The sequence below is a fragment of the Streptomyces sp. NPDC002566 genome (genome assembly GCF_042889585.1).
GTDB lineage: Bacteria > Actinomycetota > Actinomycetes > Streptomycetales > Streptomycetaceae > Streptomyces.
In genome coordinates, this window is sequence record NZ_JBIARD010000007.1 from 163,004 (window position 1) to 181,446 (window position 18,443).

An 18,443-nucleotide genomic window follows, 5' to 3' on the forward strand; every position below is an offset into this window, starting at 1 on the left:
TCACCGCAGACGGACTCCCGACCACGCACCGACATCGCACTGTCCGTCGGCATTGTTCCCCGCGGTCACGACCGTGCCGTCGGCACGCAGGCCGAGCGTGTGCGTCGAACCGGCCGCCACGGCGACGACGCCGCGCCAGCGGCCGACCTCGCATTGTCCGTAGCTGTTGTCTCCCGCTGCCAGGACGCGCCCGGACGCTGTGACTCCGACGGTGTGGTAGCTGCCCGCGTCGAGCGCCACCACATCCTCCCAGTCCTCGACCGCGCACGCCCCGCTCGCCCGGTCCCCGGCTGCAACCGCCCGCCCGTCGGCTCTGAGGCCGACGGTATGCACAGCCCCGGCTGACACGGCCACCAGGTCACGCCACCCGTCGACGGCACACTGCCCTCGCCGGTCGTTCCCCACGGCCAGTGCACGACCGTCCGACTGGACACCGACCGAGTGCCAGTCACCACAGCACAGCGCGACCGTCTCGCGCCAGGACCGCACGTCGCACTGGCCTTCCGCGCTCCGGCCGACGGCCAGCACGCGGCCGTCGGCGAGGAGCCCGAGCGTGCGCCGCCAGCCTGCGGCCACGGCCGTCACACCGTGCCATGCGGCGACATCGCACTGCCCGTCGCTGTTCCACCCCGTCGCCAGCACCGTGCCGTCCGACCGGAGCCCTACCGTATGAGACCTGCCTGTGTTCGCTGCGGTGTGGACGTTGCCGGCTGCCACCGCGACGACGTCCTCCCACCGCTCGACGCGGCATTCACCGGCAGCGGAGTGGCCCACGGCGAGGACCGTTCCATCGAACCGCCGTCCGACCGAATGACGTCTCCCGGCAGCCAGCACCGACATGTCAGCGAACAATCCCACTCCACGGCGTCGGCGCGATCTCGCGAGATCCCACCCTAAGTCGGTCCGGCATCAGCGCGGGGTCCCGGCCGACAAGGGGCGCTGTGCCCGGCCGCTCCCCCCGATGACCCGCGCGAGCGCATCCCTCGCGTACTCCTCGTCGTACTCCCCACCGGTCAGCAGCACTTGCAGACAGATGCCGTCGAGCAGAGCGACCAGGGCACGCCCGGTGCGTGGGTCGGTGCGCCGGGAGAGCAACTCGGCGACCTCCTCGCACCATTCGGCGGCGACGGCGCGCAACGCGGGGCGGCGCAGCGCGGCGAGATAGAGCTCGTACTCCAGCTCCACGCCGGCGCGGTCGCCGCCCAGCCACTGGCCGGTCAGCCGGGCCAGCTCGGCGGCGAGGTCGCTGTCGGGGTCGGCGAGGGCCCCGCCGTGTTCGCGCACGACCTTCGCGAAGCCCTCGCCGGCCTGGCGGAGGGCGGCCACGAGCAGGTCGTCCAGGCTCTTGAAGTGGTACGTGGTGGAGCCGAGCGGCACGTCGGCCTCGGCCGCGGCGGTGCGATGGCTGAGGCCGGAGATGCCGGAGCGCCCCACCACCCGGATCGCGGCGTCGACGATGCGCCGGCGCCGCTCGGGGTCGTACCGTCGTGGCGCGGCCATCAGTGGGCTCCTCCGAGATTGAGCAGCACGACGCCGAGGATCACGAAGAGGATCCCGGCGAGCTTCGCGGGTCCTGCCGTCTCGCCGAGGAAGAGGATCCCGATCGCGGCGACCGCCGCGGTGCCCGCCCCGGCCCAGATCGCGTACGCGGTGCCGACCTGCATCACCTTCAAGGTCTGCGCGAGCAGTGCGAAGGCGATCAGATATCCGACCACCGTGCCGAGCGACGGCCACAGCTTGCTGAACCCCTCGCTGAACTTCATGGCCGTCGTCCCGGCCACCTCCGCCGCGATGGCCGCGGCCAGCAGTCCGTATCCCATGTGTACGAGTGTACATATCGTTGTGTACGGGCGTACACAGCCTTGCCACGACGGTCCGGGATCACACCCGCGCCGCAACTTGCCGCTGAGGAGGGCGGGTTAAGGCGGCAGCGTCCGAAAAACAGATCATCATTTCTGCGCCGGGACTATAAGATCGACGGGTTCTCGGCTCCCGTGTGTCGTCCGGTGACTGCCGCCCCGGTCGTGAAAGGACCCAAGTGAAGTTCTGCCGTCGCCTTGCCGTGGCCGCCACCGTCACGGTGGCCACCCCCGTCGCGCTGATCACCGCCGCTCCTGCCTTCGCCGCCGGGACGCCCGCGGGGCCGACGCAGAACCAGCCGACGTACGCGGAGTTGACGCAGGCGGCCACCGACGCCCAGAAGGCCTACGACGCGGCCGTCACGGCGGCGACGGAAGGGCGCAAGGAGCTCGACGCCACCCTCAAGGCCCTGGACTCCGACGCGCACCCGCTCAAGGCGGCCGTCATCGCAGCGACCAAGACGGCCAAGGAAGCGGCGGCCGCGAAGGACGCGGCCGAGAAGGCCGTGACGGACGCCGAGGCCAAGCTCGAAGCGGCACAGAGCGACACCGAGAAGGCCGAGGCGCAGAAGGCCCTCGAGGCGGCGGAAGGCGAGCTGGCGAAGGCCATCGCGGCCGAGCAGGTCGCCGACGCGGCGGCCGAGCAGGCCGGCACCGCACTCGGCGACGCCCGGGTGGCGGCCGTCCGCAAGTACCACCAGATCCAGCAGGCTTTGGAGAAGGCCCGGGCTGCCAAGGAGGCCGCCGACAAGGCGCTGGCCACCGCCAAGCAGTGCGTCCGGGAGGACGGGCTGACCTCGCTCGCGGTGGGGCTGCCGGCCGAGGTCGCCGCCGGAAGCACCGTCGACTTCACCTTGCGCGTGACCAACGGCACCCAGCGCACACTGGCCGTGGATCCGCTGGTCTTCTTCCACGAGGCCGGGAAGGGTGGCGGTGTGAAGGACCCTCTCAAGGTCGAATGGTCCAACGGCCCCATCTGGCAGACCCTGAACGGTGAAGGGCCGGAGCACATCGCCCGCATCGAGGCCATGAAGCCGGGCGAGCACAGCGACGTGAAGCTGCGCATGACGGTCGATCCCGGTGCCAAGGACTCCGATGCCTTCGCCCTCCTCGCCGGTGACGCCTCCGATGCGTACAACCCGTGCGTGCTGGGCCCGATGAAGCGCTACGACTTCAAGCTCACGCCCGCAGGCGGCAAGACCGACCCGGTCGACGACGCCAAGCCCGGCGATCCCGGCCGGAACGACGACGAGCGGCCCGGCGCCGCGCAGCCCGGCAAGGGCTCCGGCCTCTCGGCGCAGGGCGGCGCGTCCCAGCAGGTGACCACGACGACGGCCACGGGGTCCGGCACCCACGGCAGCCTCGCCGCGACGGGTTCCTCCTCCGCTATGACGCCGATCGCCCTGACCAGCGCCGCCACCGTCGTACTCGGTGCCGGATTGGTCGTCGGCGCGCGCCGACGCAGGTTCACGGGCGAGGTCTGATCGCCGGCCGCGAGGCACAGGCCGGCCCTGCAGGTGGTCCAGCCTGCAGGGCCGGCGATCAGGGCCTGGGGGCGTCGGCGGGACCGCGGACCCGCGGTGCGTCAGGCGTGCACGTGGCGGGGTGCGGTCGCCCTTCGTGGAGCGGCGTGGTGGGCGGGGCGGTCGGCTGAGCCTGCGGCCCGGAGACGCTGCAGCCACAGGGACGCCGTGAGCAGGAGACCGGTGAAGATGGTCAGGAGGAGGGCGGACACCCACATCTGCCGGCTGCCGGGAGACTGCCAGCCCGTCCAAGCTGTCGATGCCGCCCACACAAGGACGCCCACCACGTAGAAGACGCGAACCTGGCGCAGTTGTCGCACGGCCCGCAGGGACTTGACGCGATCAGTCTTGGATGCCATGTCGGCCCGTGTACCCCGGTGTGCGCGCTTAAGCGGATCGAGTTCTTCGCTTCGCGCCGCCGATCATCCTTGCCGTCGCTGCCCGGTCTCTCCCTCGAACTCACGTCGTACTGCCGCACCTTGGTCTTCGATCAGGCCGGCGTCGTCGGGGAAGTCCAGAACCGTGCCGCAGTGGCTGCACAGCCTGCCGTCCTCGGCCGGCGTGCCGCACGCCTTGCAGAACCGGTTGGGCTGGTCGTTTCCGGTCTCGGGTGCCATGGCTCTCCTCAACGCGATGGATGGTGACGGCTGTGGAGTGCCCGTGATGTCGCGGTTGATTCCCCGCCTGGCCCCGGCTGTGCCTCCCGGTCCATGCCGTCGCCGGCCGTTGGACCCTCTCCGCCCGGATGACTTCAGGCGGTCGACGCCAGACGGCCACGGCCCGCACAGGGGGGTATCCCCCCTTCCGATCTTGGGGTGAGCCGGATCGCACCCCGCCCGGCAGCGAAACTAGCGTCGAGCCATGACTTGGACTCTGCGGAAGCACCTGGCCATGGCGCTCGGTGTCGCCACGCTCCTCGCCGCCGAGGTGGCCCCCGCCGTCGCACAGCCCGCCGGCCGCACCCTCGCGGAGCAGTTACGCCGGGACACCGAGGCGATCCACGCGCTCGGCGTCAGCGGTGTGCAGGCCCGCGCGATCGCTGCCGACGGCAGGCAGGCGGTCGCGACCAGCGGTACCGCCGATCTGGACACCGGCCGCCCGGTCTCCCCCCGCGGCTGGTTCCGCATGGCCAGCACGTCGAAGACGCTGGTCGCCACCGTGGTCCTCCAACTGGAGGCCGAGGGCCGGCTGTCCCTGCACGACACGGTCGACCACTGGCTGCCAGGAGTGGTGCAGGGCAACGGCAACGACGGCAGCCGGATCGCCGTCCGCGAACTGCTCCAGCACACCAGTGGAATCCGCGACGACCTGCCCGGATACACCACGCCTGATGAGTACTACGAGCAGCGCCACGACGTCCACGATTCCGAGCAGCTGGTCGCCCGGGCCATGGCGCACGCGCCGCACCCCTTCGAGCCCGGTGAGGGCTGGGCGTACTCCAACACCGGCTACGTCCTGCTCGACATGATCATCCGGAAGGCCACCGGTCGACCCGCCCACCGGGAGATCGAAGACCGCATCCTGCGCCCGCTGGGCCTCGACCAGACCCGGTGGATGGGCGCCTCCCCCACCCTGCCCCGGCCCCACGCCCAGGCCTACGAGTTCTTCGGTCCCGGTTCCCGGGTGGACGTCACCGACCAGATACCCGTGGACCACGAGAACCTGTCGTGGGTCACCACCACCCGGGACGAGAACCGCCTCTTCCGCGCGCTGCTCGGTGGCCGCCTGCTCCCCGCACGGCAGCTGGCCGAGATGAAGCGGACCGTCGCCGTGAGCGCCGAAGTCGAAAAGCTGTGGCCCGGCGGCCGATACGGGTTGGGCCTGGTCGGACGTCCCTTGGCCTGCGGAGGGACGTACTGGAGCCACGAGGGCGGGGACGGCGGCTTCATCACCCTCAACGGCGTCACCGACGACGGCAGGCGGAGCGTGGTGGTCTCCATGTCCGAGGCCCGCGGCGACACCCCGGAGCACATCCTGGAGCAGGAGAACGCGGCCGGCGCCCTGGTCGAGCACGCACTGTGTGCCGGGGGCCCCGGCACACAGTGAGCGGCCGGCCGTTGTTCGAGGGCGTGTGGAAGCCTCAGGGCTTCAGCTCGTACGCCCCCGAGAGAGCCTCGACGCGCTGCCAGACGCGCTCCGAGCGCGCACCGTCGACGACCGGGCGCCGGACCGCGCCGAGCGCCCAGTGCTGCTGGGCCTCGGTCGCGGAGTCCTTGCCGTGCAGCTCGACGGCGTGCGCGGAGAAGTCCCGCACGAGGACGGCGAACAGTTCGTCGAGGACGTCCTCGTCGAGGCCCGCGAGGGCTGCCTGCTCCAGGACCAGCTGCCCGTGGACGACGAGCGCGAAGAGCTGCCCGACGGCGAGGAGCAGGTCGAGGTCCCGGCTCTGCTCCTCGTCGGGAGCGGCCGTGCGGACGAACTCGCAGAGCGCGTCGGCCTGTTCGCGGAAACGGGCCACGTTGGACAGGTGGGCGTACGCGTCGAACGCCGGCCGCCAGTCGTGGAAGCGTACCGAGCCGAGACCGCGGGCCGGCCCCTGCCGGAAGAGGAAGTCGTCGTCGGCGGCGTCGAGACGGGTGGGGACGGGCTCGTAGGCGACCGGGTCGAGGAGGTGGTTGCGCATGAACTTGAGGATCAGCGCCAGGTTGACGTGGACGGTGCCCTCGAGCTTCGGCAGGCCGCGGATCTCGACGGCGGCCTGGGCGAAGTAGTTGTCCTTCTCGAAGCCCTTGGCGGCGATGACGTCCCACATCAGGTCGATGACCTTCTCGCCCTCGGTGGTCACCTTCATCTTCGTCATCGGGTTGAAGAGGAGGTAGCGGCGGTCGTCGGGGCCCGCGGTGCGGAAGTAGTCGACGGCGCGGTCGCTGAACAGCTTCATGCCGACGAGCCGGACGTACGCGTCGGTCAACTCCCGTCGCACGTGCGGGAAGGCGGTGACGGGACGGCCGTAGAGGATGCGGTTCTGCGCGTGGGTGACGGCCTCGTACATCGCGTGCTCGCAGATGCCGATGGAGGCGGTGCACAGGTTGAACTTGCCGACGTTGACGGTGTTGAGGGCGGCGTCGAAGGCGGCGCGGCCGGTGTGCAGGACGTCCTGGGGGGCGACTGGGTAGTCCTCGAGGCGGAACTCGCTGACGTACTTCGAGGAGTCGACGACGTTCTTGACGAGGTGGTACGCCGGGTGGCGGCTGTCGGCGGCGAAGAAGACGTAGCCGTCGGGGCCCTCGACGTCGGTGCGGCGGCCGAAGACGGAGACGAGCCCGGCGGCGTTGCCGTTGCCGATGTAGTACTTGGAGCCGGTGGCCCGGAAGCCGCCCGTGCCGTCGGGCTCCAGCAGCATGTCCGTGGAGTAGATGTCCGCGCCGTGTGCCTTTTCGGACAGGCCGAAGGCGAACACCTCGCCTTGGGTGAGGAGTTCCGCGGCGCGGGCCCGTGCGGCGGCGTTGTCGCTCTGCCAGACGGGGCCGAGGCCGAGGATGGTGACCTGCCAGGCGTACCAGTAGTCGAGGCCGTAGAAGCCGAGTATCTCGTTGAGGGCCGCGATGCGGGCGGTGTCCCAGCGCTTGTCGTCCTCGCCTTCGCGGGCGGCGGAGGCCGGGGTGAGGAAGGTCGCGAAGAGGCCCTCCTTCGCGGCGAAGGCGAGGAAGTCGCCGAGCCAGGCGCGGGTCCGGTAGTCCTCGATCAGCTGTCGCTTGCCGCGCTCCTCGAACCAGTCGACGGTGGCGCGCAGCAGCCTGCGGGTCTCCGGGTCGAAGTGCGCGGGGTCGTACGTCCGCGGGTTGAAGAGCAGGGCGTCGGCCATGGGTGCCGCCTTTCGGCTGGGAGGGGTGCGGGTGAGTGTGGGTGGGTTCGTTTCCCCTGGGGCGGGTCCCGAGGGGCTGGTCAGGGGGGTGCCCGGGGGGGCGGATGCCGGGGGTCTGCTCGGCCGGTCAGCGGCCGGTGGCCAGGCCGGTCAGCGTGGCGAGGACGTCGTCGAGCCAGGCGATCATCATCCGTTCGTAGGCGATGCCGCCGCGCAACACGACGTGCTGAAGCTCCCGTTCGGCGTCGGGCGGGCCGTCCACCGGGGACTCCCCGAAGTCGCGGGCCTCGCCCGTCAGATAGTGGGCGAGGCGGTCCGCATGCACCTGCCGGTGCCGTTCGACTTCGTCGATCAGGGTGGCGGGATCGTCGAAGGCCGCGCCGCGGACCTTCACGGCCAGGTCGTGCCGGACGCTCTCGGGTTCGGTGGGCTCATGGAGCCACGCCGAGAGCGCGGCACGGCCGGGCTCGGCGACGGAGTACTCCTTCTTGTCCGGACGCCCGTACTGCGGGACCTCCCGGACGTCGATCCAGCCGTCGTTCTCCATGCGCTTGAGCACGCGGTAGATCTGCTGGTGCGTGGCGGTCCAGAAGTATCCGATGGACCGCTCGAACCGCCGGGCCAGCTCGTAGCCGGAGCCCGCCTTCTCCAGCAGGGAGACGAGGATCGCGTGCTCAAGTGCCATGTCGCCCATCCTGCTATGCACCGAGTTGCATAGCAATGATGTCGCGGTGAGACGCGACTCACCCGGCGTGCGTCGCGCGGGTCACTGTCGACGCAGGCGTGTTCACTCAGCCGACTTGTTCTGCTTCTTGCCGTGGGACTTCAGTTCCGCCTTCTGAGCCTTTCCGGCCTTCTGCGACTTGCCGGAGCTTTTGCCGGGTGACGCGGGCTTCGTCCTGTTCCCGGCTCCGCTGTGGGACGCGCCATGAGATGCCGGGCTACGGCCCGCGCCGTCGGAGGTGGGACGGATGTCGCGTACGGGGGTGACTTCATGAACGGGCTGGTCGGCGGCCTCTCGCAGCGAGGGCGAGGCCGTAGGGGCCTGCGCTGCTGCGGCGTCGTCCTTTGTCGTCACGGCGCTGCCGTCGGGGGCGGCCTTCTCGGCAGGGCTGCTGACGGCCCGTGACGGGCGCTCGTCGCTTCGCTGGTTCGGGAAGACGTCGGTGACTGCGAGAGTGGCAGCCATGGCGGTGACGAGGGCGACGGTACCGCCGGCCGCGAGAACCCGGCTCCGTGCAGGAGCGGGTCGGTCGGGGGCGGGACGTAGGGGAGCCGGATGTGCGGACTGATGGGTCGCGTCGTCGTTCTTTGGTTCTCGACCCCGTGCGGCGGCTGTGACCTCGACCGTGGGCGTGGGGCGCGTGATGGGCGCTGCGGGGGCGGAGGGAGCCGTCCTGTCCGCCACGGAGGCCAAAGTGCGGGCGCATTCGAGCGCGGAGGGACGGGTCCGCTCGTCCTTGGCTGTCATGTCCCTCAGCAGCGCAGCGAGTTCGTCCGGCAGGGCGCTGGGCAGTACGGGTGGGCGGTGGAGCCGCGCGATGGCCGCTTCCAGAGGGCCGCCGTCGTACTCGAGCCTGCCTGTCAGGCATTCGAGGAGCACGAGTCCGAGGGCGTAGATGTCGGCGGGCCGACCGACGGGCTCGCCGAGCACCTGTTCCGGGGAGAGGTAGGCGGCGGTGCCGACGATCGTGCCGGTGACCGTGCGGGTGGTGGCGTCGACCAGTCGGGAGATGCCGAAGTCGGTCAAGTAGGGGCGGTTCGATGCGCCGAGAAGGATGTTGGACGGTTTGACGTCACGGTGGACCACCCCCTCCGCATGGGCGTGGGCCAGGGCCCGGGCCAGGTCGGCGCCGAGTTCCGCGGTTTCCCGGGGCGACAGAGCGCCTTCGGCGATACGGGCTTTGAGCGTGGAGCCCTCGACCAGTTGCATGACCAGGTAGGCGCGGTCGTCATGCCGTCCGGCGTCGTAGGCGGTGACCAGGCCGGGGTGCTGCAACCGGGCGAGGATGACGGCCTCGCTCGAGAACCCTTCCTCCGGTTCGACGCCGGTGCCGGGCCGGAAGACCTTCACCGCCACGGCACGCCTGAGGCGCAGGTCGAAGCCGCGGTACACATCCGCCGCGCCACCCGAACCGATGCGGGCGTCCAGCCGGTAGCGGCCGGCCAGTATGTCGGCCGAACACCGGGAGGCCAACGCCCTCGCGGACTCGCGGAGCCGCATTCCATCTCTCCTCATGCTTCGAAGCACCATTGTCGCGGGTGCCCGTTTGTCGAGGCACGCCGGACGCAAGTACCCGTGAAGTGTCGGACTACCCCTCGGAACCGTATTGCAGGATCGCGGGTCAGGCGGGCGCAGGACTTCGGTCAGGCGGAGGAGCATGCTCCACCCGTCACAACCGGTCGAGTTCCCTCGTGGTGCGTCCGAGGTAGGTGACCGACCCGTCGTCGGGCACGTCCAGCTCGTGGAAGCCCATACGGTCGTAGAAGGCTCTCGCTCGGGTGTTGGCGGTCGCCATGCAGAGATGAACGGCCGGCACCCCCCTGTCCTGAAGGGCCTGGAGGAACGTCCTCATCAGTCGGCGTCCGTGTCCGAGGCCCTGCCATTGCGGCAACAGGTCTATGTGCAGATGCGCTGGATGGTCGGCGACTTCCGGGACGACCATCCGTTCGGGATTGTGGAGCAGGTGGGCGATCGCCTCGTCGGGGGTGCGGGTCGGTGTCGGCGGTGCCGGGTAGCGGGCGGCTACCAGGGGCAGCCATGTGGTGCGGAAGGCTTCGGCGAAACGTGGCGTGTCGGCGGTGCCGAGGATGTAGCCGACCGCCTGGCCGTGTCCGTCGTCCAGCACGAAGGCCGACTCCGGCTCCAGGTGGACGTAGGGTGCGGCGAACGTGGCCGGGAAGATGCCGGGGTCCTCGTAATGAGGGCGGCTGTCCTGGCCGCCGTGGGCGGTACGGATGCAGATGTCGTCGAGGGCCGGCCGGTCCTCCGGGCGGTAGGGGCGAATTCCTGGCGGCATCGTCATGACGGCATCGTGCCCCATGGCCCGCTCACCGCGGTACGCCTCAAGTGAGCCGCCCGCAAGCCGTGCGAAGCTTCCTGACATGTAGCGCCCGAGGGAGCGCCGTCTCCCCTCCCCCGTGATGCGCAGCCGCGTCGCCCGGCCCCTCACACGATCGTTCCTTCCGACTAGTCCGAGTGGCTCACCCGGCGAACGCCTTCACCGCGGATTCGCCGACCGTGATTAGCGTGGGCGGCATCGACACGGCACATCAACCGAACCCATAGGAGCTCTTCGTGAGGCGTAGGCGTACTTCTGGCGGATGGGCCGTCACCTCGGCGGCACTCGCGATCGTCCTGACCACGGCGACTTCGGCCGCCGCCGCCCCCTCCTCGACCGGCGTCATCGCCGCGCCGGCGGCCACCACCGTCGGCAGTCCGGTCCAGCTGACCGCCACCGTCACCTGCGGAGCCGACCCGAGCGGCGGTCTGGGCATGTCCTTCTTCGACGGCGGTGACCTGCTGGACACCGTCCTCGTGGGGGTCGACGGGCAAGCCACCTACAGCGCGTCGTTCAGTTGGGCCGGCACGCACAACATCACCGCCGCATACAACGGCAACGGGGCCTGCGACGCGTCGAGCAGCACGACCACCGTCCAGGTGTCGGCCTCCCCCGCTCCTTCAACCCCTTCAACGCCCGGGTTCCCCGGTCTCTGCCTGCTCACCTGCGGCGGTCTGTTCGGGTTCACCACCGGGGACATCACCAACAACGTGATCATCCACTGAGCCACGCCAGGGCTGTAACCGGCTGGGACCTGCCGGCGAGCACACCGGACGGCGTCGGCAACCGCCGCAGCGCAGGGCGGTCCCGTCCGTGTCGGCCGACGGCCCGAGACGGACGGAACCCCCTGCGCGTAAGGTGCGGCCGGTCTGCGCGGGAGGCGGGTCAGGTCAGCAGGGTGACGGAATAGTCGAACGTGGTGCCCGTGACGGTGTATGTGGCCGTCTGGCCGTTGTCGCAGTAGGACACATAGGACGTGCCGAACTCACTGACGCCGCCGACCGCCTCGACGTACGGACGGACATCGGTCCCCTGCGGTAACGAGGTGGCGGACAGGTCGACGATCCGCGTCTGGTTGATCGGGTAGTCGTCGGTCGGGGCCAGATGCTCGCCATCGCGGGTGGCGGGGGCCCAGGACAGGACGAAGCCCGCGTTGTTGACCACGGCCACCTTCTGCACGCAGGGCTGGGCCTGTGCGGGCGCGGCCGCGGCGCTGACCGAGGGCAGGACGGCCATCGCCGTCGCGCACGCCAGGACTGTGGCCGACCGGCGACGTATCCGGTTCATGATCGGAACTCCTCTTCCCGGCCGGGACCGTCCCGGCCGACGCCCGGTCAAGTAGCCTGATGGAACGTCAGTAAACGTCTGGGTGCGGTGCATTGGCGTCACGGGCGAGCTCACCGGTGGTTCGGACAGAGGCGGACGCCGCAACGACGTGAGGACAACCGCGCGGTCACGGCGTCGGCGGGATCAGTCGACGGCGGGGAGCTGCCGAGCGAAGTGGCGGACGGCGTCGGTGAAGGCGTCCGGGTCGTCGAAGTTCGCGAGATGTCCTGCTCGCGGGATCAACTCGACCGGGCGCAGGGATGTGCGCGAGCGAAGTCCGCCTCGCTGGCACGAAAGACCGCGTCCTTTTCGCCATTCAGAATCAGTACCGGTGCCTTCACCCAACGCATCGCACCCGAGTCGAAACGTCCCAGCACGTCGCCCCAGGCGGCCGGCAAGGTGTGGAAGGCGCAACCGGAACGGATGGTCGCATCCACTACGTCCGGCGGATAGAGCCGCCGCAGCAGCCGGTCGTTCCACCGGGTCAGCCGCTCCGCCGAGAGATGTGGGACCAGTTGGGCCACCCATCGATACGGCACGGCCCGGAGGCCGCGGATGGCGGCGCTGGCACCGGCGAGGATCAGCCCACGCAGGCTCTCCGGGCGACGCCGTGCGAACTCCAGCGAGGCGTATCCGCCGAGCGAGTGTCCGACGACCAGAGCCGGTCCGCGTACGGCCCTCCCCGCGACTGGGAGGACGGCAAGAAGTGGCTCTACCGGGCCCTGATGCTGGCGTCCTTGGCAGGGGTCCATCTGATCGTCAAGCTGATCTTCCCCGGCACCGGGGACGAGGACACGCCGGACGGTGACCGGCACGGGGATGACGCGGACGACCGCACCGATCCGGATCGGGCCACCCGGCGAGACGCGTGACCGATTGATCCGGCTCGTCTGCCCGTACTGACAATTACCTTGCCGCGCAAGACAGTTGCCGACTACCTTGCACCGCATGACAAAGGGGCTGCCCCCCGCCGGTGACCAGCGTCGCAGTCAGCTGCTGCGCGGAGTACTCGATCTGTGCCTGCTGTCGCTGATCGCCGAACGACCGCGGTACGGCTTCGAGTTCGTGGCCGCACTCGCCGACAGCGGACTGGATCTCGTGAGCGAAGGCAGTATCTATCCGTTGCTCGCACGGCTGGAGCGTGAGGGGCTCATCTCGTCGTACCGCGCCCCGTCAGCCAGCGGTGGCGCCCCGCGCAAGTACTACCGCCTGACGGACACGGGACGTGTCGAACTGGCGAGTGGCCGGACCGTCTGGCACGCCTTCAGTCGGCGTGTCGGGCGGATCCTGAGCGCGACCGAGAACACGGGGGAAGGCACACCATGACCGACCAGCGCACCATGACGAACCAGCAGATACTCGCGGTCTGCCGCAGCAACTGGGAGTACCGGGGCATCGACGACCGATCTCTCCGGGAGATGCTCGATGAACTGTCCGCTCATCTGGAGGACGCGGCCGCCGCGGGTCGCACACCTCGAGACGTCGTGGGCAACGACGTCACCGACTTCGCCGCCTCCTGGGCGCGGGCCCGCGCCCCGTTCACCCGTCGGCTGCTGCGTTCGACGGCGATGCTCTGCTGCATGATCGGCTGGCTGATAGTGGCCACCTGTCTGATCCGGTGGACCACCCAACGGGCGGTGAGCGTCAACGACATCACCTTTTGGACCGTCGTCGCAGCGGTAACGGTCGCCTGGGAACTGAGGCGCGGCAGCCTGGGGATCGGCCGCAGCCTCGCGGTCGCGCTCGTCGTCGGCTTGCCGGCGGTACTGCTTGCCCGATGGCTGGGCGGCGACGGCACGTTGTTCACCGTGCCGCTGTGGGCAGCCCCGGTGCTCCTCCTTCCCGGACTGCCCTACGCCGTCGCGGACATACGGGCCAGGAGGAACACCGCGCCTGGCGCCGGTGAATGACGGTCAGTAAACCGACACACCAGAGGCCCCGGCACCTCCCAGATCACTTCTTCTTCCCGGACGCGAGCACATCCGGACAGCTCCGCCTCGGCGAGCACGATCAGCGGTCCACCGTAGGACTCGATTCACTCGACTGTCGGCCGTGACGTCGTCCCCGCGTCCCCGGGACGTGTCCCAGGGCATCCCATGCTCCCCTGTTTTCGCAGGTCGAGTGGGGTGGGACGGTTCCACCGTGGGAGAGGCGGCGGCGGGTGTTGTGCGGGGCCTCTCTCGTCCTCGAAGCTCTGGGTGTCGGACCGAACGAGGCGAGAACGACCGCCCCGGCAGCAGTCCCGACGACACCCACTCCGTGCCTGTGCAGCGAAGCACCCGTGTGCCCGAGTGGGCCCGGAGCACATACGACTGATCTGAGAAGAAGGAAGACGCACATGAACCCCACGTCCCCCGTTCGCCGCCGTCCGGTTCGCCGCGCGGCCGTCGCCGCCGGGCTGGTCCTGGCCGTCGCGCTCGGTGTGTCGTCGACGCAGGTGTCGGCGCACGCGACCGTCCCTGCCGGCGCGAAGGCGTCCACCGCCGCGCCCCAGTCGGTCAGCGGCACCACCGGCCAGGCGGTGACCCGGGTCGCCGACTTCTACGGCGCGTACATCGACGCGAAGGGCGACTACACCGACCCCGACCCCACGCTGGCCACGGCGCTCCGCAAGCACTACCTGACGCCCGACTTCGCCAAGCGGCTGGCCGCCTGGGAGGCGAAGAACGGGCTGGACGGCGTGCTGCGTGCCCAGAACGTCCCGGCCCGGTGGACCGTGACCGACAACGGCGCCGTGGGTCACGCCCACGAAGTCGTCGTCACCCTGACCTACGGCAGCGGGACGACGCCGCAGAAGACCAAGCTGTTCGTCCTGCTGGAGCGGTACAACCACATCGCCGACATCACCACCACGAGCAGCCGCTGACACGCGTCGGTGCCGGGGTGCGAGACGTCGTGCTCGTCCCGTCGGGGCCGGACGTGAAAAAGCTGTTGGCGGACCGCTGCGGCCGCTGCTAGCTTTCCGTAGGCCGTGCGAGAGAACGAGGAGGTGGTACCCGTGAACGCAGTATCGACATGGGTGCTTCCCTCCGGGGTCACGGTCGGGCGATAGGTCGTCCGGGAGCGCCGTTCAAGAGCACTCCCGAAAGGCACGACCATGCGATTCACTTCCGAGCAGCGTCTCGACGACGGCGTCCTCGAGCGCGAGTTCACCCTCGGCGCGATCCCCGGCACCCTGTGGACGCCCGGGTCCGCACCGGCCCCGTTGGTCCTGATGGCCCACAACAACGGTCTGCCGAAGGCGGATCCGCGGCTGGTGGCCCGGGCGCGGTACACCGCGGCGCGCGGCTACGCGGTGGCCAGCATCGACGCCGCCGGGTGCGGTGACCGTCCCCGTTCCGCCGCCGACGAGCAGGCCCGCGCCGACCTGCGGCGGGCCATGCGGGCCGGTGAGCCGGTCGACGAGATCTTCGAGTCCTTCATCGGCCCGCTCGTCGAGAACGCGGTCCCCGAGTGGCGGACAACTCTGGACGCCCTTCTCGAGCTGCCCGAGGTCAGCGGCCCGGTGGGGTACTCCGGAGGGTGGGCCGCGCTCGGCATCCGGCTGGCGGTGGTCGAGCCGCGCATCGCTGCCGCGGGCTTCTTCGCCGGGGGGTACGTGCCGCGTGCCCAGCGTGAGGAGGCCCGGCAGGTCACCATCCCGCTGCTGTTCCTGTTGCAGTGGGACGACGAGGGCAACCCCCGGCAGCGGGCGCTGGAGCTGTTCGACTCCTTCGGCAGCCAGGAGAAGACGTTGCACGCCAATCCCGGCGGGCACATGGGCACCCCGTGGTTCGAGCTTGAGGACGGGTGCCGGTTCTTGGACCGGCACCTGAAGTGAGGTCGGGCTGACACATCCGCCCCGATCGCGGCGGCACCGGCCATCGGCGGTGCCGGCCGGTCGGGGCGGTGCTCGTGGAGGTCTCGGCGATGCCGTAGGGGCTTCTTGGCCGGAGGTCCGGGAAGTCATCAAACCCGGAGGTCAGGGTATGCGGTAGTGACTTCTACCGTTCGTACGAAAGTGGTGCCCTGCCATGGCCGAGACTCAGGACGTCATCGAACTCATCCTTCAGGACCACCGGCGCATGGAGGACCTGTTCCGCCTGATGCGCAGTGTCGAAGCCGACCGGGCCTCGGCCCTTCAGGAGTTCGCGGACCTGCTGGTCGCCCACGCGGTGGCGGAAGAGGCCGAGGTCTATCCGGCCCTCAAGCGGTACAAGAACATCGACGACGAAGAGGTCGAGCACGGCGAGCACGAGCACGACGAGGGGAACAAGGCTCTCCTGGAGCTCTTGGAGGTGGAGGAGGTCGGCTCCGAGGAGTGGGACTCCAAGCTGGAGGAACTGGTGGAGGCCGTCACCCATCACGCCGACGAAGAAGAGCGCACCATCCTCAACGGCGCGCGGGAGAACGTGGCGATGGGGCGGCGGGAGGAGTTGGGAGCGGCGTTCCTGGAGGAGCGCGAGCGTCAGCTGAAGTCCGGCTGCGGCTCGATCGACAACGTGCGTCGGATCGTCAACTCATGACGGCGGTGCGGCGAGAGGCGAGTCGGGTGCTGCCGCTCAGCGCCTCGTCTCGTATCTGGTCAGGACCACACCGCCGGGAAACGTCCGCGTCTCCACCAGGTTCACGTTCACCCAGCTGTCCAGCGCGGTGAAGAACGGCGTGCCGCCGCCCACCAGGACCGGATGGGCGGCGATCACGTACTCGTCGATCAGCCCGGCGCGCATGGCCGCACCGGCGAGCGTCGCGCCGCCGATGCTCATCGGGCCGCCGTCCTCGGCCTTGAGCCGGCTGATCTCGGCGATCGCGTCGCCGGTGACCAGGCGGGTGTTCCAGTCGACCCTGTCGATCGTCGAGGAGAACACCACTTTCGGCGTGTCCCGCCAGTTCCGCGCGAACTCGATCTCCGCGGGGGTGGCGTCGGGCTGCTGGTCGCCGGTCGGCCAGTAGGAGCTCATCGTCTCCCACAGCTTGCGCCCGTACAGCGCCAGGCCACTCGCCTTGTCGTGGTCGAGCCACCACTGGAACAGGTCGTCGCTCGGCGGCCCGCTCCACCCGATGTCGTCGCCGGCCGCGGCGATGTAGCCGTCCAGGGTCAGGTTCATACCGTAGATCAGTTTCCGCATGGCCCAGCCTTCCGTCCGTGGGTGTCCGGCGTACAGACCGGCGCGACGCGGAGAACTCATCGGTGCGCGACCGCGGCTCGCCGGTAGTCCCAAGGATGCCCAGGTCACGCAAGATCGGCACGTCACAAGCGGGGCGGCCGCGCCATGGAAGCCGAGGCAGCCCGCTCGCGGTACGGTGCTGTCATGTCTCGATCAGCCGAAGCGGGATCAGTCGTGTCTCCCGTCACCGCGGACGACGTCGCCCTTGCCGTGCGGCTCGCCGTCGGCATCCTTCGGGACGCACCCCCGCAGGGGTGGGACGGCAAGGCCGGTTCACTGGAGTGGGACTGCTGGGAGACCGTCGAGCACCTCGCCAACGATCTGTTGTACTACGCCGTGCAACTGGGTCCACAGAGCCCGCCGCTCGACGCCCATGTGCCTTTCGAGCTGCGCCAGAAGAGGGCGGACGGACCCGTGTACTTCGTCTTCGCAGAGCCCGATGCGGGTCCGGCCGGGCTGGTGCAGATGGTGGAGGCTTGCGGCGCGCTGCTGGTCGCCATGGTGCGTACGGCACCGCCCCGGGTCCGCGCCCACCACGCCGCCGGGGCGTCGGATCCTGAAGGCTTCGCGGCGATGGGGGTGGTGGAGACGCTGGTGCACATGCACGACGTGGCGGAAGGCTTCGGGCTCGCCTGGGCCCCGCCCTCCGCTCTCTGCTCGCGGGTGCTCGCCCGTCTGTTTCCGGACGCTCCGGACGGCGCGGATCCCTGGGTCACTCTGTTGTGGGCCACCGGCCGCGCCGAGCTGCCGGGTCATCCTCGTCTCACCGCGTGGCAGTGGGTCAGCGCACCGCCGTCCTAGGGCGTGTTTCGAAAGTAGCGTCGTCCGCCCGGAGGGCGGGCCCGGCGGCGTCTGGTGCGTGCGATCGCAAGGCGGAGGGTCGCCCCGATACTGGATGTATCGGGGCGATCCCGACAACGCGGCGAGCGTGCGTGCCAGACGCCGCCGGGCAGGCGGGACTTTCGAAACACGCCCTAGATGAGTAGTCCCGACTGTCATGGCGGGGGTACGAGTGAGGCCAACGCGGTGGGCTGCACCGCGCCGGCGGCGGCCGAGCCGAGCAGCAGGCCGGCGAGGTCATGGGGTCGCGCCTGCTCACCGGTCGGAGCCGCGGCGGTGATCCGGTCCAGTCGGAAGCCCCGACCGGCCTGCCGCGTGCGGCACCAGGCGATGAGGTACCACTTGCCGTCGGCGGTGAGCAGTCCGGCCGGTTCGACGGCGCGGTCGCTCTCCCGGCCGGCCGCGTCGACGTAGGACAACCGCAGCACTGTGCTGTCGGTGAGAGCCTGCTCCACCACGGTCCGGACCGACTCCGCGGTCCGCGTCGGCAGTGCGACGATCCGGGCGGCGAGTTCCCGGACCGTCGTCGAGGCGGGGCCGGCCATCGAGACCGCGATCTTCTGGGACGCCGTACGGACCGCACCGGCGTAGGGGGTGGAGGCGTCGGCGACGGCGAGCGCGGCGACCAGCGCCGCGGCCTCTTCAGCGGTGAAGCGGATCGGCGGGAGGGTGATAGCCGGGTCGATCGACCAGCCGCCGCCCCGCCCGGTGGTGGTGCGCACTGGGACGCCCGCCTCCATCAGAGCTTGGAGATCCCGCTGCACCGTGCGCGGGCTCACCTCGAACCGCGCGGCGAGCGCGGCGACCGTCAACGATCGCGGCGCCGCCGCGCGCAACTCTTCCACCAGTGCGTAGAGCCGAGGGGTGCGGTTCATGGGACC

22 protein-coding genes and 1 pseudogene are annotated in these 18,443 nt (G+C 70.2%); 10 read left to right on the forward strand and 13 right to left on the reverse strand.

What is annotated here, in order from left to right; all coding sequences use genetic code 11:
• From ACFYXA_RS27525 to ACFYXA_RS27535, 3 genes are all read right to left on the reverse strand, one after another.
• Nucleotides 1-840 carry an RCC1 domain-containing protein gene (locus tag ACFYXA_RS27525; RefSeq protein ID WP_389038275.1) on the reverse strand — a complete coding sequence of 280 codons (840 nt, stop codon included), beginning with the start codon at nucleotides 838-840 and terminating at the stop codon, nucleotides 1-3.
• A 69-nt stretch (nucleotides 841-909) separates the two neighbouring features.
• Nucleotides 910-1,500, reverse strand: coding sequence for a TetR family transcriptional regulator (locus ACFYXA_RS27530; protein WP_352245666.1), 591 nt, complete (start codon nucleotides 1,498-1,500; stop codon nucleotides 910-912).
• Nucleotides 1,500-1,820: a multidrug efflux SMR transporter gene (locus ACFYXA_RS27535; RefSeq protein ID WP_352245667.1), complete on the reverse strand. Its 321-nt coding sequence runs from the start codon at nucleotides 1,818-1,820 to the stop codon at nucleotides 1,500-1,502. The genes ACFYXA_RS27530 and ACFYXA_RS27535 overlap by 1 nt, the downstream gene beginning before the upstream one ends.
• A gap of 218 nt (nucleotides 1,821-2,038) precedes the next feature.
• Between ACFYXA_RS27535 and ACFYXA_RS27540 the strand changes: the two genes are divergently transcribed.
• Nucleotides 2,039-3,343 (forward strand): hypothetical protein, encoded by a 1,305-nt coding sequence (locus ACFYXA_RS27540; RefSeq protein ID WP_389037614.1) that lies wholly within the window; start codon nucleotides 2,039-2,041, stop codon nucleotides 3,341-3,343.
• Between the two features lie 101 nt (nucleotides 3,344-3,444).
• On the opposite strand, the gene ACFYXA_RS27545 is transcribed toward ACFYXA_RS27540, so the two are convergent.
• A complete protein-coding gene (locus tag ACFYXA_RS27545) occupies nucleotides 3,445-3,741 on the reverse strand; it encodes a hypothetical protein (RefSeq protein WP_352245669.1) in 297 nt (98 codons plus the stop codon).
• Nucleotides 3,742-3,804: 63 nt separating this feature from the next.
• Nucleotides 3,805-3,999 carry a hypothetical protein gene (locus tag ACFYXA_RS27550; RefSeq protein ID WP_389037618.1) on the reverse strand — a complete coding sequence of 65 codons (195 nt, stop codon included), beginning with the start codon at nucleotides 3,997-3,999 and terminating at the stop codon, nucleotides 3,805-3,807.
• 244 nt (nucleotides 4,000-4,243) lie between these two features.
• Between ACFYXA_RS27550 and ACFYXA_RS27555 the strand changes: the two genes are divergently transcribed.
• A complete protein-coding gene (locus ACFYXA_RS27555; RefSeq protein ID WP_389037621.1) occupies nucleotides 4,244-5,428 on the forward strand; it encodes a serine hydrolase domain-containing protein in 1,185 nt (394 codons plus the stop codon).
• A 34-nt stretch (nucleotides 5,429-5,462) separates the two neighbouring features.
• On the opposite strand, the gene ACFYXA_RS27560 is transcribed toward ACFYXA_RS27555, so the two are convergent.
• The 4 genes from ACFYXA_RS27560 to ACFYXA_RS27575 all read right to left on the reverse strand — a co-directional run bounded on the left by ACFYXA_RS27560 (nucleotide 5,463) and on the right by ACFYXA_RS27575 (nucleotide 10,213).
• Nucleotides 5,463-7,187 carry an acyl-CoA dehydrogenase family protein gene (locus ACFYXA_RS27560; protein WP_389037624.1) on the reverse strand — a complete coding sequence of 575 codons (1,725 nt, stop codon included), beginning with the start codon at nucleotides 7,185-7,187 and terminating at the stop codon, nucleotides 5,463-5,465.
• Between the two features lie 127 nt (nucleotides 7,188-7,314).
• Nucleotides 7,315-7,872 carry a PadR family transcriptional regulator gene (locus tag ACFYXA_RS27565; protein ID WP_352245673.1) on the reverse strand — a complete coding sequence of 186 codons (558 nt, stop codon included), beginning with the start codon at nucleotides 7,870-7,872 and terminating at the stop codon, nucleotides 7,315-7,317.
• 102 nt (nucleotides 7,873-7,974) lie between these two features.
• Nucleotides 7,975-9,411 (reverse strand): protein kinase, encoded by a 1,437-nt coding sequence (locus ACFYXA_RS27570; protein WP_389037627.1) that lies wholly within the window; start codon nucleotides 9,409-9,411, stop codon nucleotides 7,975-7,977.
• Nucleotides 9,412-9,580: 169 nt separating this feature from the next.
• On the reverse strand, nucleotides 9,581-10,213 hold the full coding sequence (locus ACFYXA_RS27575) for a GNAT family N-acetyltransferase (RefSeq protein WP_389037630.1): 633 nt from the start codon (nucleotides 10,211-10,213) through the stop codon (nucleotides 9,581-9,583).
• 272 nt (nucleotides 10,214-10,485) lie between these two features.
• Between ACFYXA_RS27575 and ACFYXA_RS27580 the strand changes: the two genes are divergently transcribed.
• Complete coding sequence (locus ACFYXA_RS27580) at nucleotides 10,486-10,974, forward strand: Ig-like domain-containing protein (RefSeq protein WP_389037633.1); 489 nt, start codon at nucleotides 10,486-10,488, stop codon at nucleotides 10,972-10,974.
• Nucleotides 10,975-11,134: 160 nt separating this feature from the next.
• On the opposite strand, the gene ACFYXA_RS27585 is transcribed toward ACFYXA_RS27580, so the two are convergent.
• Nucleotides 11,135-11,536 carry a hypothetical protein gene (locus tag ACFYXA_RS27585; protein ID WP_352245677.1) on the reverse strand — a complete coding sequence of 134 codons (402 nt, stop codon included), beginning with the start codon at nucleotides 11,534-11,536 and terminating at the stop codon, nucleotides 11,135-11,137.
• Nucleotides 11,537-11,719: 183 nt separating this feature from the next.
• Nucleotides 11,720-12,246, reverse strand: a pseudogene (locus ACFYXA_RS27590) (alpha/beta fold hydrolase); the annotation flags it as partial.
• On the opposite strand from ACFYXA_RS27590, the gene ACFYXA_RS27595 reads away from it, so the two are divergent.
• From ACFYXA_RS27595 to ACFYXA_RS27620, 6 genes are all read left to right on the forward strand, one after another.
• Nucleotides 12,220-12,447 carry a hypothetical protein gene (locus tag ACFYXA_RS27595; RefSeq protein WP_389038290.1) on the forward strand — a complete coding sequence of 76 codons (228 nt, stop codon included), beginning with the start codon at nucleotides 12,220-12,222 and terminating at the stop codon, nucleotides 12,445-12,447. The pseudogene ACFYXA_RS27590 and the gene ACFYXA_RS27595 overlap by 27 nt on opposite strands.
• Before the next feature lie 76 nt (nucleotides 12,448-12,523).
• On the forward strand, nucleotides 12,524-12,901 hold the full coding sequence (locus ACFYXA_RS27600; protein WP_389037636.1) for a PadR family transcriptional regulator: 378 nt from the start codon (nucleotides 12,524-12,526) through the stop codon (nucleotides 12,899-12,901).
• The gene (locus ACFYXA_RS27605; protein ID WP_389037638.1) at nucleotides 12,898-13,485 is read left to right on the forward strand and encodes a hypothetical protein; all 588 of its coding nucleotides are present in this window, start codon (nucleotides 12,898-12,900) and stop codon (nucleotides 13,483-13,485) included. The genes ACFYXA_RS27600 and ACFYXA_RS27605 overlap by 4 nt, the downstream gene beginning before the upstream one ends.
• 428 nt (nucleotides 13,486-13,913) lie before the next feature.
• On the forward strand, nucleotides 13,914-14,441 hold the full coding sequence (locus ACFYXA_RS27610) for a hypothetical protein (RefSeq protein ID WP_389037641.1): 528 nt from the start codon (nucleotides 13,914-13,916) through the stop codon (nucleotides 14,439-14,441).
• 231 nt (nucleotides 14,442-14,672) lie between these two features.
• On the forward strand, nucleotides 14,673-15,395 hold the full coding sequence (locus tag ACFYXA_RS27615; protein WP_389037644.1) for a dienelactone hydrolase family protein: 723 nt from the start codon (nucleotides 14,673-14,675) through the stop codon (nucleotides 15,393-15,395).
• A gap of 193 nt (nucleotides 15,396-15,588) precedes the next feature.
• Nucleotides 15,589-16,080: a hemerythrin domain-containing protein gene (locus tag ACFYXA_RS27620; protein ID WP_351093849.1), complete on the forward strand. Its 492-nt coding sequence runs from the start codon at nucleotides 15,589-15,591 to the stop codon at nucleotides 16,078-16,080.
• A 36-nt stretch (nucleotides 16,081-16,116) separates the two neighbouring features.
• On the opposite strand, the gene ACFYXA_RS27625 is transcribed toward ACFYXA_RS27620, so the two are convergent.
• A complete protein-coding gene (locus tag ACFYXA_RS27625; RefSeq protein WP_389037647.1) occupies nucleotides 16,117-16,683 on the reverse strand; it encodes a dihydrofolate reductase family protein in 567 nt (188 codons plus the stop codon).
• A 183-nt stretch (nucleotides 16,684-16,866) separates the two neighbouring features.
• Here ACFYXA_RS27625 and ACFYXA_RS27630 point away from each other — a divergent pair, with 183 nt between their 5' ends.
• Nucleotides 16,867-17,523 (forward strand): hypothetical protein, encoded by a 657-nt coding sequence (locus ACFYXA_RS27630; protein ID WP_389037649.1) that lies wholly within the window; start codon nucleotides 16,867-16,869, stop codon nucleotides 17,521-17,523.
• Between the two features lie 194 nt (nucleotides 17,524-17,717).
• Here the strand turns inward: ACFYXA_RS27630 and ACFYXA_RS27635 are convergent, their stop codons facing one another.
• Nucleotides 17,718-18,437 (reverse strand): helix-turn-helix transcriptional regulator, encoded by a 720-nt coding sequence (locus tag ACFYXA_RS27635; protein ID WP_389037652.1) that lies wholly within the window; start codon nucleotides 18,435-18,437, stop codon nucleotides 17,718-17,720.
• Nucleotides 18,438-18,443 lie beyond the last annotated feature (6 nt).